This is a genomic window from Winogradskyella sp., from assembly GCF_025210595.1.
In the GTDB taxonomy this organism is placed as follows: Bacteria; Bacteroidota; Bacteroidia; order Flavobacteriales; family Flavobacteriaceae; genus Winogradskyella.
Map to the genome: position 1 here is coordinate 1 of NZ_JAOARH010000030.1, position 17,224 is coordinate 17,224.

A 17,224-nucleotide genomic window follows, 5' to 3' on the forward strand; every position below is an offset into this window, starting at 1 on the left:
GGCAGACAGGCTTGGGAAGCTTTTGCTCCTGTATACAATGCCGTTGTTCTTATGAAAATTATTTCTCGTCCTTGGTGGTGGGTTATTTTAATGTTTTTACCAATTGTGAATCTAATTATGATTCCTGCCGCTTGGGTAGAAACAGCCAGAGCTTTTGGAAAAGACACCAAAATAGATGCTCTTATTTGCATCGTTACACTAGGTTTTTACCTTTATTATTTAAACTACGTTGCAGATGTTAACTATATTGAAAACAGAGAGCTAAAACCAAAAACTTCTACAGGAGAATGGATAACCTCTATTCTATTTGCCATTGTTGCAGCTACTATTGTACACACCTATTTCTTTCAACCGTTTGTAATCCCTTCATCATCTTTAGAAAAGTCCTTATTGGTAGGTGATTTTTTAATAGTGAGTAAAATACACTATGGCGCAAGAGCTCCAATGACAACTGTTGGCGCACCAATGGTACATGATACCATTCCTAAATTAGGTACTAAATCTTATTTGTTTGATGATAATTTCGATAAACGTAAAACGTCTTGGAAAAACAAACTACAGCTACCTTATTTAAGACTTCCTGGTTTTGAAAAAGTAGAACGAAACGATATTGTGGTATTTAACCAACCTGCAGATACATTGCTAGATATGAATGTATTTACACCAGATCGTAATTACTACAAACCTATAGACAAAAAAACCAATTTGGTAAAGCGTTGTGTTGGTTTGCCAGGAGACACATTAGAACTAAGGAATGGCTACGTATTTATTAATGGTAAGCAAAATAAATTACCACCAAGATCTCATTTACAGTTTTCTTATCGTTTAACCTTAAAAAAACCAATTGAAACTACTGGTGAAGAACGTATGTTTTACAACATGCTAGATAAAGCAGATATTGATGATGGTTTTAGAATTAATCCAGATGGATCTTTTTATTTAGCGGCAGTATCTAATGAAGCTGTAAATAAACTAAAAGTTCAGCCTAACGTTGCTAGTGTTGAACGTGTAACTCAAGAAAAAGGAATGTCTGGAAACATCTTTCCTAGAGATCCTAATTACAGATGGAATGTTGACCACTTTGGTAAATTATGGATTCCTAAAGCTGGCGAAACCATTCAACTCAATATTGAAAACATATCGCTTTATAAACGTGCAATTGGTGAATATGAAGGTAATAAAGTTGTGACTAGAGATAATCAAATATTCATCAACGACCAACCAGCTACATCGTACACATTTAAACAAGATTACTATTGGATGATGGGAGATAACCGTCATAATTCTATTGATAGTAGATATTGGGGATTTGTGCCTTACGATCATATTTTTGGGAAGCCAGTCTTTATTTGGATGAGTATTGATGGTATTAACGATGGTCTTAAAAACTGGAAATTCCGTTGGGACAGAATCTTTACAACAGTGAGTGGTAGCGGTGAACGCACTTCATACTTAATTCCATTTTTAGTGATTTTATTTGGAATTTATGGTTTCAATAAATGGAAAAAGAAAAAGAAGGCTAAGGCGTCTTAATCTATTTAAGTGACATTATATGGATTGTCTTATACATCCAACTTATTTTCCAAACATAGCTCACTTTGTTACTATGGCAAATTCAGATTCGGTATGCTTTGAGGTTTGTGATAATTACCAAAAACAGTCTTTTAGAAATCGTACAGAAATCTATGCTGCTAACGGAAAACTAGCTTTATCAGTTCCTGTGAGTTATTCTCAAAAAAACAGACAATTGTATAAAGATGTAAAAATTGCTAATGAAGACAGGTGGCAGATACAGCACCTAAAATCATTACAATCTGCTTATAGTATGTCGCCTTTTTTTGAATATTACATTGATGATTTAATGCCTCTTTTTGAAAAGAAATTCGACTATATTTTAGATTTAAACCTAAGCTGTTTTGAAGTGCTTAAAGACAGTCTTCAAATAGATATTTCAACATCAAAAACAGAACTATTCGAAAAAGAACCTTTTCATAAAACAGATTTTAGACCAATGGTTAATCGTAATTATAAAGTAGGTTCCCTAAGTTATTATACACAAGTTTTTACCGAAAAACATGGTTTTATTACTAACCTAAGTATCTTAGATCTATTATTTAATGAAGGTCCAAACACAGAGTTATATCTAAAAAAACAAACTTTAGAACAATGCTAAGATTTTGCATTCATTATGGTTTGCATTTTGGGCTACCATTAGTCATTGCTCTTATTTTCTTTAGAAAAAATTGGCTAAAAGCTTATCTTATAATGCTCTCGGCATTTATTATAGATTTAGATCATTTACTAGCCAATCCTATTTTTGATCCAAACCGTTGTAGTATTAATTTTCACCCACTCCACACCTACTATGCCATTGGAGTATATTTTTTATTTCTAATACCAAAACAAACACGTTTTTTTGGTATTGGACTCTTTGTGCATATTATTGCAGATAGTGCTGATTGTTTACTAATCTAACTTTAAAGTAGCTTTTATTGGGTAGTGGTCAGAAAGTTTCATGTTAGAATAAGACTTAAAACCATTGACCTGAAAATCTTCATCAGCTAGAATAAAATCAATTCTTAACGGAAAAAACTTAAAGTCAAAAGTTTTTCCAAAGCCATTACCAGCTTCTTTAAACGTATCTTTAAGATCATCACCAAGAATCTCTTTATAACTATAAGAATAAGCTGTATTATTAAAATCTCCTGCTACAATAACTTTATACTTACATTTAGATTTATGCTCTAAAAACAGCTCTACTTGCGTCTGCTGCATTATAAATGCTGCTTTAACACGCTTTAAAAACACATCTCTAGAATGCTGACTGTTAATATAGTCTATCTGAGTATTAATTTTTGAAGATTGAAGATGAACATTGTAAACTCTAATGGTATCTTTCTCTTTTACCACATCTACAAACACAGCATTATTGTTGGTGTTTTCAAACTCTAAGGATCCCGAATTTATAATAGGGAATTTAGAAAAAATAGCATGACCTCCTCTAACATTCTTCTTATACCTACCATTAAAATGAGAATAGCCTTTTAACTTAATTGGTGTACCTCTGGTATATTCTTGTATACAAATAACATCTGGTGATTCTTCATAAAACAAGTCTACTATATCTTCTCTTGTAGTTTTATTAGGTTTCCAGTTATACTTATTAAACAATCTAACATTAAATGACATTACAGAAAAATTATCTGAATCTTCAATATTCTTAGACGATGAAAATTTATACAGCGACCCTAAATAACTCCAACCCAAAACCAAAACAATCAATGACAAGAGCATTTGTTTTCTTACTCGAAGTAACCAGTATAAAAAAAAGAGAATATTTAATATAATTAATAAAGGGACTCCTAAACTTAAAACCGATAACGTTGCAAAGCTTTTTGGTGGTACGTATGGCAAAAAGTAAGAGATTAAAAGCAAAAGTGCTGCCAACGTATTGACAATAAATATAACTTTATTAAAGAATCTAAACTTTTTCATATTCATTTCCCGTAAAAACGAAAATCAAATTATTTCTTACCAGCCTTAAACAAAAATTCTTTTTCTTCAGAAGTTAAACTTTCATAACCACTTTTACTTATTTTATCTAAAATAAGGTCTATTTTTTTCTGGTCATTGTAGGTATGAAACTCTTGTTTTGTTTTACCTGCATAAGATTTTTTATTTTGGTTTCTATGCACCGTTTTTAAATTAGATTTTGGTTGAAACCAACTTACAACAGCATCCATTACACGCTCAAAACCAGTACCAATGTCTTTTCCTTGTTTCAATTTTGTTGCATACAGATAACCCAACAACGCACCACCAAGATGAGCTACGTTACCGCCTTGATTCCATCCAAACAGCCCTAAAACATCCATGACAACCAAAGCAATAGCAATATATTTTAGTTTTATATTAAATGTAAAGACTCTTACTTCTGTTTCAGCCATATAAACACCCAAAAATATCAACAATGCTCTAATTCCTGCTGAGGCACCAACAACACCAGAAGTGTTTATGAGAAAACTTTTTGGGAAGACATTATACACAAACAAAAATGCTAATCCACCAACTATAATTCCTAAAAAGTAAATGTTCAGCGCCATTTTTGGTCGGAACAGGTTTAATAACATTCTAGATATATAATACAATACCAATAAGTTAAACAGCACATGAAAAAAACCATAATGTGCAAAACCATAAGTGATAAGTGTCCAAGGTTTCCATAGAAACTGAAAAAAATCTGAGGGTAAGCTTAAATAAGATAAAGCTTTATCTGTGCGTACAAAAACTTTAATTAATTGTCCTACTATAAAAACGATTATGTTGATGACAATAATCTTTTCAAACGCGTTGAATCTATTAAACTTATATTTTAAATCTTCAAAAGTGTTCATGGTTAATTCCAACGGTATTTATCTCTCTCATTTTTCTTCCAGAAATACATCAACAAAAATCCTGTTAATGCACCACCAACGTGAGCCATATAAGCTGTATTACTTGGGCTAAATATAGACTGTCCTGATAACGCTGAGAAAAGGTCTAAAGCTATAATTGCAGGAATAAAATATTTGGCTTTTATAGGAATTGGTAAGAAAATCAACATTAATTTAGATTCTGGAAATAACATTCCGAAAGCCACTAAAACTCCCATAATAGCACCAGAAGCACCTACCATTGTGGAATTAAAAGCACTAACAAATCCTTCAAAATTATCACCTAGTGCAGGTACCCATCGTTTATCGTACTGACCATCACCTAAAATTTTCACTATATCTGATGGCGAAAAACCAGACTCTATCAAAGTTTCTAAACCTGTATTATATTGAAAATAAAGAAATGCTACTTGAATAATTGCTGCACCAAAACCAGACAGTAGATAAAAAACAATAAACTTTCTCATTCCAAAAACCTGCTCTACAGTAGTACCAAACATCCAAAGCGCAAACATATTAAACAAAATATGCGTTAAATCTCCATGCATAAACATATGCGTTAATACTTGCCAAGGTTGAAACAGTTGATTCTTCGGAAAGTATAATGCAAACCACTCATAGAAAGCACCATTACCAATGGTTATCGTTCCTATAAACATTAACACATTAATTATCAATAAATGTTTTACAGCATCAGTAATCTGTTGTCTCATATATTACATAAATTTTTTCTCAATATCATCAACTGATAGTGTAACAAAGGTTATTCTGTTGGTTGGTGATACATTCGGTTCCTTACAAGCAAATAAACTATTAACTAAATGTTCTTGCTCTGTACTATTTAGCGTCTGTCCGTTTTTTATCGCTAAGCTTTTTGCCATAGATTTAGCTAATAAATCTGTAGCACTAAAATTAGCATCTGGCACATCATTCTCAACATCACTTATTAATTGCTCTAATATTATAGATACTTCACTTTCTGGTACACCAACTGGCACTCCTGTTATGGTAATATCTTCTTCAGTAACGTTAGAAAACACAAAACCTGTATATTCTAAATCTTCTTTTAAATCTTTAATAATATTACTTTCGCTTGGTGTAAAATGCAACTGTAATGGAAACAACAATTGTTGACTTGTAGCTTCCTTAATAGTAATGTGCTTTAAAAAGTTTTCGTACAATACACGTTGATGCGCTCTATTTTGATCTATAACCAGCATTCCAGATTTTAGTGTACTTACAATATACTTTTGTTGTAATTGAAATGTTGTTTTACTGGTTTCTATAGAAGCATCACTAAAAATAGATTCGGTTTTAGCATCACTCTCAAAAGTAACTTCACTAAAATTATCATTAGAGTTATTTCCTTTAGACTCTAAACCTACATATAAACTTTCCCAAGATGTAGTTTTAGTTTGCTTAAAATTAGTTTTTGCAGGACTTTGTTTTGTACTCACACTATCATCTGCAAACGGATTAAAACTTCGATCTACTTCTATTGTTGGTGCTGAGCCTGCTTTATCTTTGTAGCTATAAGGTGTATTAAAACTGTTTTGATGTTCAAAATCTAAAACTGGCGCAATATTAAATTGCCCTAAGCTATGCTTTACTGCCGAACGTAAAATAGCATATAAGGTATGCTCATCATCAAACTTAATTTCGGTTTTAGTTGGATGAATATTAATATCTATCGTCTTAGGATCTACTGTTAGATTTAAGAAATAACTTGGATGATAACCATCTTTTAACAAGCCTTCAAACGCAGCACTAATAGCATGATTTAGGTAAGGGCTTTTAATAAAACGTTGGTTCACAAAAAAGAATTGTTCAGAACGTGTTTTTTTAGAATACTCTGGTTTACCAACAAATCCTGAAATTTTTAACACTTCGGTTTCCTCTTCTACAGGCACTAGTTTTTCATTGGTTTTATTCCCAAAAATATGCACTACACGCTGTCTGTAATTTTCTTGAGGTAAATTAAACAACTCACTACCATTATGATAAAAGGCAAATGCAATATTGGGATGCGCTAAAGCCACGCGATGAAACTCATCAGTAATATGTCTTAATTCTACAGCATCTGACTTTAAAAAATTTCGTCTCGCAGGAATGTTAAAAAACAAGTTCTTTACAGCAACTGATGTGCCTGTTGGTGTGACTGAAACCTCTTGAGACTTCACTTTGCTTCCTTCAATTTCTATAGCAGTCCCTAATTCGTCCTCTGGTCGTTTAGTTTTTAATTCTACATGTGCAATGGCAGCAATACTCGCTAAAGCTTCACCACGAAAACCTTTAGTGTTTAATTGAAATAAATCTTCAGCTGATTGTATTTTGGATGTAGCATGACGCTCAAAACTCAATCGTGCATCTGTTACACTCATCCCTTTGCCATTGTCAATCACCTGAACTAAGGTTTTACCAGCATCTTTTATAATAAGTTTTATTTCGGTAGCATTAGCATCTATAGCATTTTCTAAAAGTTCTTTAACTACAGAAGCTGGTCGTTGCACTACCTCACCTGCTGCGATTTGGTTAGCAACATGATCTGGTAAAAGTTGAATAATATCTGTCATTAGCTTTGAGGGAAGAAAATAGACAAGTCGAAACCAATTAAGAATAAAAACAACAGAATTAAAATACCTGCAATAACAAAAATGCGTTTATTTACCTTTTCATCTCTGTCATTTTGGTACTCATCCATTGCAGCATTCCATTTTCCTTTAATGCCTTTTGGTGGGTTTATAGTTTTTCTAAAGTCATCAAATTTGTGCTTTAACTCATAAGGATTACCATCACCTTTATAATAGCGAGGCTTGTAATTATACTTTCGATTTTTTTTCAATTTCATTAAACCCATAAGATCCTTTATTTAATATACCCTTCTAGAATATACATTAAAACAAAAAGAGCTAACAACATCATAATTAAAGCAGGTAATGAAAATAATTTACTCCCTTTTCGTTTATTACCACCTTTTATTTCAAGCCATTTACGCTCCAAGTCGTCTTTCGACTCTTCCCGATGAGCATCGGAATTAGAATCCTGAAAACGAGGCTTATAACTAAATTGTTTATTTTTTCTTTGATTGAACAAGTTACCTTATTTACTAAAACTTGAATTACTCAAAAGTACTTAAAATACTAGGAAAAATTGCCTAAGGATTCCTTAAAATTATCAACAAAAAAGATGCCATGATGAAGATGAAGACGAAAATGAAAGATAATTAAAATAATATAAGATTGCTTTGTTACTCGTTCCTCGCGAATCCGCAAAGTCACTATGCTTATGAATATTTACCTAGACTTTACTGCATACTGATTACTAGACACTAATCACTTAGTACTTTTTCTCAGTTCTGCCATTTTTATAGCAGCTATAGCAGCTTCGGTACCTTTATTACCATGTTTACCGCCAGAACGGTCAATGGATTGTTGCATATTATTATCAGTGAGCACACAGAAAATCACAGGAATATCCCCTTTAAGATTAAGGTCTTTAATACCTTGGGTAACACCTTCGCAAACAAAATCGAAATGCTTGGTTTCCCCTTGAATAACACAACCAATTACAATGATGGCATCTAACATACCAGATTCTGCATAAATGCTTTTAGACATTCTGGCAGCTCCATAAGTAAGCTCAAAGGTTCCAGGAACATTCCAGCGTACAATATTTTCTTTTAATCCACCACAATCTATAAGCGCATCAAAAGCACCTTGCCAAAGACCTTCGGTAATTGTGTCGTTCCATTCTGAAACAACAATCCCAAACCGAAAATCTTTCGCGTTTGGGATTGTTGTTTTATCGTAATTAGATAAATTATGATTTGCAGTAGCCATGTTTTATAAGCTTGCTTCTACTTTTCCTATTAATACATCAACTTCATTAGCTTGTGTAGAACCGTCAAATTCAGATTTAATTCTATTAAGATAGTCTAAAGCTTTTTTATTCTCACCTAAATCAATTGCTACTCTTGCTGCTTTTAGCAAGTACATTGGTGTTGTAAAATCGTTTACGTTAGCCTTAAATGCTTTTTCGTAATACTCTAAAGCTTCAGGTAATTGTTCTAATTGCACAAACGCATCACCAATACCACCTTTAGCTATAGGTCCTAACATTTTATCTTCACTAGAAAAATCACCAAGGTAATTTACAGCATTTTGGTAATCTTTAAGGTTTAGATATGCCATACCAGCATAATAATTAGCTAAGTTACCAGCAGGTGTTCCACCATAATTGTTTACGATATCTAACATACCATATTTTCCTTCACCACCATTTAAAGCCATGTTATATAATGAATCTGATGATATCCCATTAGCTGCATCTTCAAAATACTTCTTAGCTTGGTACATATCGTTCATCGCTTCTTTTTGGGTTGGCTCAGCAATAAATCTGTTGTAACCTAAAAACCCAAGTACAACAACCGCTATTGCAGCAATAGCGCCAATAATATATTTCTGATTTTTTTCAAACCACTCTTCGGTTTTAGAAGCTCCTTCATCTAAAGTATTAAATACTTCAGCCGTTGCTGAACTTTCTTCAACAACTACTTCTTTCTCCTTTTTAGTTTTTGGTTTGTAGCCTCTTTTCTTATACGTTGCCATATCTTATCTAAATGTAATGCCTAGAGTGCTTCGCAATCTAAGTCTTAGTTTTAAATGTTTTATAAACTGACGCTTGGCGTGCAGTATTAAATTTAAGTCATCTCATCCACCAAAGCAAAAAACAAAGGGGAATTAATGCGTGCGCAAAAATATAATTTTTATTGGTAATTAAAAGCCTATTTATTTGTTATTTTTCAATAATTTGCGTGACAATTTATCGCATTAAATCATCGCTAAATTCAGAAAAAGGATGTAATTATTTATGATTCTAAACACATTATCTTTAGTTAATTACAAAAATTTTGAAAGTCAGGTTTTTGATTTCGACACCAAAATCAATTGTTTTGTTGGTGCTAATGGCATTGGAAAAACTAATGCTTTAGACGCTATTTATCACTTGGCGTTTGGGAAAAGCTATTTTAATCCTATTGCGCTTCAGAATATAAAGCATGGCACCGAATTTTTTGTAGTAGATGGTAATTTCACCAAAAATGAACGTACTGAAAAAATTATAGTATCTCTAAAACGTGGACAGAAAAAAATCATAAAACGTAACGGAAAAGCTTATGAAAAATTTAGTGAGCATATTGGTTTTATTCCTTTAGTTATTATCTCACCTGCAGATCGCGATTTAATTATAGAAGGCAGTGATACACGTCGAAAATTTATGGATAGCGTTATTTCGCAAAGCGATAAAACCTATTTAAGCTCAGTCATTGCTTATAACAAAGTACTATCGCAACGTAATGCCTTACTAAAATACTTTGCGCTTAATAACACTTTTAATGGAGATACTTTAGCTATTTACAATGAGCAATTGCATACCTACAGCAAAGAGATTTTTAATAAACGTGATGAATTTTTAAAGGTATTTATTCCTATTTTTAAAGAACGTTACGAAGCTATTAGCCAAAACAAAGAAGCTATAGACTTAAAATATAAGAGCGATTTATTTAATGGAGATTTAATAGATTTATTACAGACCAACCTTAACAAAGACAAAGCTTTACAATATACTAGTGCTGGCACACACAAAGATGATTTAACTTTTTTAATTGATGATTTTCCTATTAAAAAGTTTGGTAGTCAAGGACAACAAAAATCATTTTTAATAGCATTAAAATTAGCACAGTTCGATTTTATAAAACAACAAAGTGGTGTCTCACCTATTCTATTGTTAGATGATATTTTTGATAAGCTCGATGAAAATAGAGTGGCTCAAATTATAAGCCTTGTAGATAATGAGCATTTTGGTCAGATTTTTATTAGCGACACACATGCCGATAGGACTGAAAATATAGTAAAACAGATTCATCAATCTTATAAACTATTTAAGCTATAATGAAGACTACAAACAAAATTCTTAGCAGCATCACCAAACTAATTTTAAAAATTGGTCGTGGTAATCTTTTAAATCTGAAAGTCTCTTTTTTCATCTGCATTCTATTGATGGCTTTCAATTGCTCAGAAAACCCAGCAAACTACATAGAACACCTCAACGGCTATTGGGAAATTGAAGAAGTAACTCTAACAGATGGCACAACAAAGCAATATCGATTTAGTGAAACTATTGATTATATCAATATAAATGATAGTTTACACGGTTTTAGAAAAAAATTGAAACCAGGCATAAACAATGTTTATTATACTACAGGAAATGCTGAATCTTTTATTGTTAAAATAGAAAATGACAGTTTAAACATTTATTATAATACAGCATTTAACAAATGGAAAGAAACCGTGTTAGAAGCTTCACCAAAACACCTTAAAGTGAGTAACGAGAGTAATGTAATATATCTATACAAACGCTACACACCTATTGAGTTAGACTTAGAATAATATTTATAAAAACTTTTATATTTTATTAGAAGTTAAAGTCATTCAAATTGACGAACTTTGAATAAATAAAGATTACCTCTTTCGCGACAACTAAGATGGCAAAACGCAACAACGACAATCAACCCATACAAGATATCCTTAAGGAATTTGTTCAAACTAATAATTTACAATCTGGTTTAGACAAGGTAAATGTACGTGATGCTTGGGCTAACCTTATGGGCAATGGCGTAAATAATTACACCACAGCTATAGAGTTAAAACACGAAACGCTATATGTGCAATTAAGCTCTAGCGTATTGCGAGAAGAACTAAGTTATGGTAATGAAAAAATCATAAAAATGCTTAACGAATCCATTGGGAAAGATGTTGTAAAAAAATTAGTCCTTCGGTAAAGAAAACAACTTTCACTTTAAGCCATTGATAATATTTGTATTTTTAAGTTCTAAATAATGCTATAACTTAAATGAAATACGCAAAACTAGTACTCTCCTTCGTTTTAACCATTGGAATTTTTTTCGTTTTAAATAATAAACTAGGCACCATTCCTCCTTTAGGTAAATTTTTAAGCCCTTACAATGGTATTTGGCAAAACGAAACAGATGAATCTATTACTGGTGAGGTTTCAATCCCAGGATTAAAAGATAAAGTAACCGTACATTATGATGAGCAATTAATTCCTCATGTTTTTGCACAAAACGAAAGCGACCTATACAAAACCCAAGGATATTTAACCGCTAAACATCGTTTATGGCAACTAGAGTTTCAAACCTTTGCTGCCGCAGGACGATTGTCTGAAGTTGTAGGTGAAGGCGCTTTAAATTACGATAGAACAGAACGTCGTAGAGGAATGGGTTATGGCGCAGATCAAGCCATTGCTTATATGGAAAAGCACGATAAAGAAACCTTAGGCTTTTTACAAGATTACGCAGATGGTGTAAATGCATACATCAATCAACTAGACCCAAAAGATTATCCTGTAGAATATAAATTATTAGATTATAAACCCGAAGCCTGGTCACCTAAAAAAACGGCATTGCTTTTAATGTATATGACTAAAATGCTAGCTGGCAGAGATAATGATTTAGAATACACCAATACATTGAGACTTATTGGAGAGGACAATTTCAACTTATTGTTTCCAGATTTTTTCGATATTACAGATCCTGTGATTCCTAAAGAAACCGACTGGAGCTTTATTGATGTTCCACAAACCCAATTACCAGAGAGTAAAGTTGTATTAGACACTATTAGAGAAACTATAGAAAAACCACACCCTGATAATGGAAGTAATAATTGGGCTGTTTCTGGTGCTAAATCCACAACAGGAAAACCCATCTTAGCTAACGACCCTCATTTAGGACTTAATTTACCAGCCATTTGGTTTGTTATGCAATTAAGCACTCCAAATCACAATGCTTTTGGCGCAACTATCCCTGGAGCCTTAGGTGTAATTTCTGGATTTAATCAACATATAGCTTGGGGAGAAACCAATGCTACTAGAGATGTGATTGATTGGTATAAAATTGAATTCAACAATGATAGAACCAAATATAAATATGATGGTAAATGGAAAGACGTTACCATTAGAGTTGAAGATATAAAAATAAAAGGAAAAGAAAATTATAAAGACACTGTTCTATACACACATCATGGCCCTGTAGTGTATGATAAAAACTTTAAATCTGATAAAGAATTAGCTGGCTACGCTATGAAATGGATAGGACACGAAGGTGGTAATAATCAAAAAACTTTTATAGAACTAAATAAAGCAAAAAATTATAATGATTATGTAAGCGCATTACAATATTGGAATGCGCCTGCTCAGAATTTTGTATTTGCTTCCACTGAAGGAGACATAGCCTTGTGGATACAAGGAAAATTCCCTAACAAATGGGAAGGTCAAGGTAAATTCTTGATGGATGGCAGTAATCCTGAAAACGATTGGCAAAGTTATATTCCACAACAATTTAATGCACACGCTAAAAACCCTGAACGTGGGTTTGTGAGCTCTGCAAATCAGCATCCTGTTGATGAAAATTATCCGTTTTTTGTTTTTAATGATGGTTATGAAAATTATAGAAATCGTGTTATAAACGATTATTTCAATTCTAAAGATAAATTTAGTGTTGACGATTTTAAAGAATTGCACAATAACAATTACAACCTTAAAGCTGCTGAACTTCTGCCTTACATGTTAGAACACATGGATACATCAACTTTAACAGAAGCCGAAAAAGCGATATATAACGAAACAAAAAATTGGCAATTCAATAATGATATTGATGAAGTTGGACCAAGTATTTGGCGTCAATGGTATAGCAAACTATACGATATGGTTTGGGATGAATTTAATACGGAAAACACAGCATTAGACACACCTTTCACCTATCAAACTATATATATGCTAAAAAACCACGGCAATCATGAGTTTATGGATATTGTTGAAACTAACGAAACAGAAACTGCAAAAGATTTATTTCTCTTATCCTTTAAAGAGGCAGCCACACGCTTACAAGAAATTAAAAAAGAAAAAGGAGATTACACTTGGTTAAAATATAAAGCAACATACGCTGGTCATTTACTACAGGCTTTACCAGCATTTTCAAGATTCGATATTCCAATTGGTGGAGATCGTAATATTGTTAATGCTACTTCTGAAAATCATGGCCCTTCGTGGCGAATGATCGTAGAAATGACTTCACCTCCTATAGCAATTGGTATTTATCCTGGAGGGCAATCTGGTAATCCTGGCAGTAAATATTACGACAATTTTATTGACGATTGGGCAGCTGGAAAATACCATCAACTCAACTTTTTACAATCTAATAAAGCTACTGAAGCCATCATTGGAACGCTAACCATAACACCTACACACTAATGAATAAAAATATTATCAATTTTATAGCTACAATTGTTTTAGCACTTATTTTATCATTTTTTTTGCCTTGGTGGTCAGTTATGACAGCCGCATTAGTAACATCATTGTTTATTCCACTTAAAAAAGCTGCAGTGTTTTTTGCACCTTTTTTTGCAATCCTTTTATTTTGGGCCACATATAGTTTTGTATTAAGTAGTGGCAATGACTATACTTTAGCAAAAAAAATTGCCCTGTTGTTACCTTTAGGTGGAAATCCTTATCTACTAATGTTGGTAACAGGTATTATCGGCGGATTAGCTGCTGGTATTATGGCTGTTTTCGGGAAACAACTACAGGATACATTTAAAAAATAAACAACCTTACAATTAATTTTATAGATAAAAACTATCTTTATCGCTTAATTAGACACCTATGAATCCATCAGCTAACGGCTGGATAAAAAAACTATTATTAGAAGTTTCTGAAAGACCCTCTTTTCAGATAGAAACCTCCAAGTTTTATAACAAATTAAAGCAAACAGGATTTATATACGGAAGCAACGTTAATGTAGTACTCGATATAGTAAAACCTTTTGATTTTACTGACGAAGAACGTTGTAAAATTAATTTACTACTTACGTTTTATTTTATTCACAAAAAACAAAACTCTAAAGAAGATTTTACCAAAAGCTTAATTAGATATTACAAAGCTATAGGCAATAAAAAGCGTTCTTTTTTTGAGGAGTTATTTGGAGATAAATCACCAGATAGCTTATTAGAAAAAATGATTCATAAACGCATATATATTGAAGATAATTTCATTTCAAAAAGTTTTAATTATTTTTTAATTAATGCATTATTATTTGTCGACATTTTAGGCTATCAAAAATTTTTAAAAGATGAACATCAAATAAGAGCCTATATTAACAACATAGAGTCTGCAATAGAAACCATTGTATTTACTGCAATTGATGCTAAATCAGAAAAAACCAAATATGACAACAATCTTATAAAACTATTTGAAGAATCTGTTCGTCATAAAGACTCTACATTACCATTATATAATAATGCAATAGCTTTTATAACCGAACCTTTAGAAAAGCTTTATATTATAGATTTGGTATGCATGGCTTCTTGGAGTGATAAAGTCATTGATAAAGAAGAGCGTGATTTTTTTAATCGCTTAAAAACCGATTTAAATTTACCTTATGAAGACATTACAAAGTCTGTAGATGATATCAACGCTTTTTACGATGCCCATAAAGATGAAGTGGCATTTTTGCGGTCTAAAAACTTAGCTCAAAGTTTTTACAATAATAGTAGTAAGGTTGTATCTAAATTAATAAAACGAAATAGTAAACGATTAATAAAAGAATTGTCTGAAAGTAAAGAAGCCATGTCTCTACTGGCTCAATCTACGCAGCGTAATCTTACTGATGAAGAGCAGAAAAAAATTCAATCACAATTATTAGACATCTTTAAATCCATACCTAGCTTAGCAATCTTTATGCTACCAGGCGGTATGATTTTGTTACCTCTTTTTATAAAATTTATTCCGAAATTATTGCCTTCTGCCTTCGATGATAACAGAATTGAAGATGAAGATTAACTCTTTATTCTAACCAGTTTTTAAAATCCTTAACGCGCTCTCTGGCTACAATAATATTTTGATCGTTGTAGTGATTTAATTTAATCTGAAGCCTAGAGTTGGTATAACTTATAATATCTTTAATAGCATTAATATTTACATAGAACTTTCTACTTATTCTATAAAACACATGTGGTTCTAATTCATCTTCTAACTGATCTAAAGTTTGATCTAAAAGATAATTTCTGCCCTCTATAGTATGTGCATAAGTACCTTTGTTTTCACTATAGATACATTCAATATCTTCAACATTAATGAGCTTTAAGTGCTGCCCAACTTTTACAGAAAAACGTTTTTTGTATTCACGCTCAATAGGATTAACTAATAGTTTCTTAATATCATTAAAATCTAATGTTACGGAATTATTTTGTGGTGTTCTTTCTTTAAACTTATCAACTGCAGTTTTAAGATCGTCTTCATCGATGGGTTTTAATAAATAGTCTATACTGTTTAATTTAAAAGCTTGTAATGCATATTCATCGTAAGCAGTTGTAAATATTACAGCAGATTTTATATCTATGGCTTCAAAAATTTCAAAAGACAAACCGTCGCTTAACTGAATGTCTAAAAATATAAGATCTGGATGCACATTATCTTGAAACCATCCTATAGATTCTTCAACAGAATGAAGCATTGTCTCTGCTTCAATATTTAATGATTTCAACATGCGTTGTAAACGTCTTGCAGATGGTTTTTCGTCTTCTATAATGATTACATTCATTTCCAATATTTTATTTTTTGTTAGTTAATTTTTATTCCCACATCTTGGTTTCTTCTACTTCTTCCTTTTCTAAATATGATGCTATTTTCTTTTCCACCCAGCTTTTCCTAAACACTTTTCGTTCTTTAAAAACTCGCCAAGCATGCAATACAATAGCAACTGTCCACAGCACTAAAACCGAAAGATTAAGACTAATAATAGTATTCTTATATGCGCCTTCAACAATATAGAGATTGTATAACAAAAGTGCCACTACAATAAGATAGCCAGCAAAATGAATATAAAACAACTTTGATCGTCTTACATGTTTTTTTGCTCTCAATAAACGTTGCTTTACTTCTTCTTTAGGTTGCATAGCTAATATTGGTAAGCTTATAGCTTCCTTTTTTAAAAATTTCTAAAAAGACAAAGGTCTTTACTCCCAATTTCGTTCCTCCTTATCCATAAACTCTTTAATCTTACGTTTTTCCCAATCTCTTCCAAAAAAGAAATCTGGACCAAAAACACCTATGAAGTGAAAGAGCAAACCAATTCCCCAAAATGTAGCTGTAGCATAAGGACCAAAGCCATCAAAACCAGCATTTACACCAATTAGAATGATTAAAAAAATATTAACCACAATATATACCGCAAAATGCCAGTAAAACCCTATTAAAGAATCTACTTTTTTCTTTGCTCTTAAATACGCTTCCTCTTTTCTAAAATCTGAAACCTCATCCTTATCATTATAAGGTTCTATATTATACTTTTCCATCTCTTTAATTTTTTATTTTGAATCGTTAGACAATTCTTTCTTCATATACTCTTCAATCTTGCGCTCCTCCCATTTTTGCCCATATTTAAATGACACAAAATGCAGTACTAAAAACACTCCCCAAACAGTCCAAGAACTTAACACATCTATGGTTAAAAACTCATCAACAAAACTGTCCCAACTATTAAAATCTCCCCAAACTTTCATTACAGTAAGCACTGTATTTACTAATAGGTATATAATAAGGTGAGTGTAAAACCCTTTCTCTCTTTCGACCTTATTCTTGGCTCTGATATATTTTAAATTATTATCTTGATTTTTCATCGCTTTAATATTTTAGTTCTAAATTCAGCTCTTCTCCTTTGG

Annotated in this window: 20 protein-coding genes; 9 read left to right on the forward strand and 11 right to left on the reverse strand. The window is 32.0% G+C overall.

From position 1 onward, the window contains the following. From lepB to N4A42_RS02625, 3 genes are all read left to right on the forward strand, one after another. Positions 1-1,533 (forward strand): signal peptidase I (gene lepB / locus N4A42_RS02615; RefSeq protein WP_294069455.1); only part of this gene is annotated, 1,533 nt, incomplete at its 5' end. 19 nt (positions 1,534-1,552) lie between these two features. After that, entirely contained in the window at positions 1,553-2,173 is a 621-nt protein-coding gene (locus tag N4A42_RS02620; RefSeq protein WP_294069458.1) for a WbqC family protein, read from the forward strand. Continuing rightward, a complete protein-coding gene (locus N4A42_RS02625; protein WP_294069460.1) occupies positions 2,167-2,475 on the forward strand; it encodes a DUF6122 family protein in 309 nt (102 codons plus the stop codon). Before N4A42_RS02620 ends, N4A42_RS02625 begins: the two co-directional genes overlap by 7 nt. On the opposite strand, the gene N4A42_RS02630 is transcribed toward N4A42_RS02625, so the two are convergent. From N4A42_RS02630 to N4A42_RS02660, 7 genes are all read right to left on the reverse strand, one after another. Then, entirely contained in the window at positions 2,467-3,495 is a 1,029-nt protein-coding gene (locus tag N4A42_RS02630) for an endonuclease/exonuclease/phosphatase family protein (RefSeq protein WP_294069463.1), read from the reverse strand. The two genes, N4A42_RS02625 and N4A42_RS02630, sit on opposite strands and share 9 nt — an antisense overlap. A 29-nt stretch (positions 3,496-3,524) precedes the next feature. Next, positions 3,525-4,394: a rhomboid family intramembrane serine protease gene (locus tag N4A42_RS02635; protein WP_294069466.1), complete on the reverse strand. Its 870-nt coding sequence runs from the start codon at positions 4,392-4,394 to the stop codon at positions 3,525-3,527. A gap of 2 nt (positions 4,395-4,396) precedes the next feature. After that, a complete protein-coding gene (locus N4A42_RS02640) occupies positions 4,397-5,146 on the reverse strand; it encodes a rhomboid family intramembrane serine protease (RefSeq protein WP_294069469.1) in 750 nt (249 codons plus the stop codon). A 3-nt stretch (positions 5,147-5,149) separates the two neighbouring features. After that, positions 5,150-7,006 carry a DNA mismatch repair endonuclease MutL gene (gene mutL, locus N4A42_RS02645; protein ID WP_294069472.1) on the reverse strand — a complete coding sequence of 619 codons (1,857 nt, stop codon included), beginning with the start codon at positions 7,004-7,006 and terminating at the stop codon, positions 5,150-5,152. Then, on the reverse strand, positions 7,006-7,281 hold the full coding sequence (locus N4A42_RS02650) for a riboflavin synthase subunit beta (protein WP_367172468.1): 276 nt from the start codon (positions 7,279-7,281) through the stop codon (positions 7,006-7,008). Before N4A42_RS02650 ends, mutL begins: the two co-directional genes overlap by 1 nt. A gap of 484 nt (positions 7,282-7,765) precedes the next feature. Next, positions 7,766-8,272: a 6,7-dimethyl-8-ribityllumazine synthase gene (ribH, locus tag N4A42_RS02655; RefSeq protein WP_294069477.1), complete on the reverse strand. Its 507-nt coding sequence runs from the start codon at positions 8,270-8,272 to the stop codon at positions 7,766-7,768. A 3-nt stretch (positions 8,273-8,275) separates the two neighbouring features. Continuing rightward, a complete protein-coding gene (locus N4A42_RS02660) occupies positions 8,276-9,040 on the reverse strand; it encodes a tetratricopeptide repeat protein (protein WP_294069480.1) in 765 nt (254 codons plus the stop codon). A gap of 262 nt (positions 9,041-9,302) precedes the next feature. On the opposite strand from N4A42_RS02660, the gene N4A42_RS02665 reads away from it, so the two are divergent. The 6 genes from N4A42_RS02665 (at position 9,303) to N4A42_RS02690 (ending at position 15,344) form a co-directional block, all read left to right on the forward strand. Then, positions 9,303-10,382: a DNA replication/repair protein RecF gene (locus tag N4A42_RS02665; RefSeq protein WP_294069482.1), complete on the forward strand. Its 1,080-nt coding sequence runs from the start codon at positions 9,303-9,305 to the stop codon at positions 10,380-10,382. Then, on the forward strand, positions 10,382-10,879 hold the full coding sequence (locus tag N4A42_RS02670; protein ID WP_294069485.1) for a lipocalin family protein: 498 nt from the start codon (positions 10,382-10,384) through the stop codon (positions 10,877-10,879). The genes N4A42_RS02665 and N4A42_RS02670 overlap by 1 nt, the downstream gene beginning before the upstream one ends. 95 nt (positions 10,880-10,974) lie before the next feature. Continuing rightward, a complete protein-coding gene (locus N4A42_RS02675) occupies positions 10,975-11,271 on the forward strand; it encodes a DUF721 domain-containing protein (protein ID WP_294069488.1) in 297 nt (98 codons plus the stop codon). Between the two features lie 71 nt (positions 11,272-11,342). Next, on the forward strand, positions 11,343-13,757 hold the full coding sequence (locus tag N4A42_RS02680) for a penicillin acylase family protein (RefSeq protein ID WP_294069491.1): 2,415 nt from the start codon (positions 11,343-11,345) through the stop codon (positions 13,755-13,757). Next, entirely contained in the window at positions 13,757-14,110 is a 354-nt protein-coding gene (locus N4A42_RS02685; protein ID WP_294069494.1) for a hypothetical protein, read from the forward strand. The genes N4A42_RS02680 and N4A42_RS02685 overlap by 1 nt, the downstream gene beginning before the upstream one ends. Before the next feature lie 58 nt (positions 14,111-14,168). After that, a complete protein-coding gene (locus N4A42_RS02690; protein WP_294069497.1) occupies positions 14,169-15,344 on the forward strand; it encodes an LETM1-related biofilm-associated protein in 1,176 nt (391 codons plus the stop codon). A gap of 4 nt (positions 15,345-15,348) precedes the next feature. On the opposite strand, the gene N4A42_RS02695 is transcribed toward N4A42_RS02690, so the two are convergent. Genes N4A42_RS02695 through N4A42_RS02710 form a run of 4 tightly spaced genes read right to left on the reverse strand, consistent with a single transcriptional unit; the run spans position 15,349 to position 17,182 of the window. Continuing rightward, positions 15,349-16,104 carry a LytTR family DNA-binding domain-containing protein gene (locus tag N4A42_RS02695; RefSeq protein ID WP_294069500.1) on the reverse strand — a complete coding sequence of 252 codons (756 nt, stop codon included), beginning with the start codon at positions 16,102-16,104 and terminating at the stop codon, positions 15,349-15,351. Positions 16,105-16,135: 31 nt separating this feature from the next. Next, entirely contained in the window at positions 16,136-16,459 is a 324-nt protein-coding gene (locus N4A42_RS02700) for a 2TM domain-containing protein (protein ID WP_294069502.1), read from the reverse strand. A gap of 60 nt (positions 16,460-16,519) precedes the next feature. Continuing rightward, a complete protein-coding gene (locus tag N4A42_RS02705) occupies positions 16,520-16,858 on the reverse strand; it encodes a 2TM domain-containing protein (protein ID WP_294069505.1) in 339 nt (112 codons plus the stop codon). 12 nt (positions 16,859-16,870) lie between these two features. After that, positions 16,871-17,182, reverse strand: a complete 312-nt coding sequence (locus tag N4A42_RS02710) for a 2TM domain-containing protein (protein ID WP_294069508.1) — start codon at positions 17,180-17,182, stop codon at positions 16,871-16,873. Positions 17,183-17,224 lie beyond the last annotated feature (42 nt).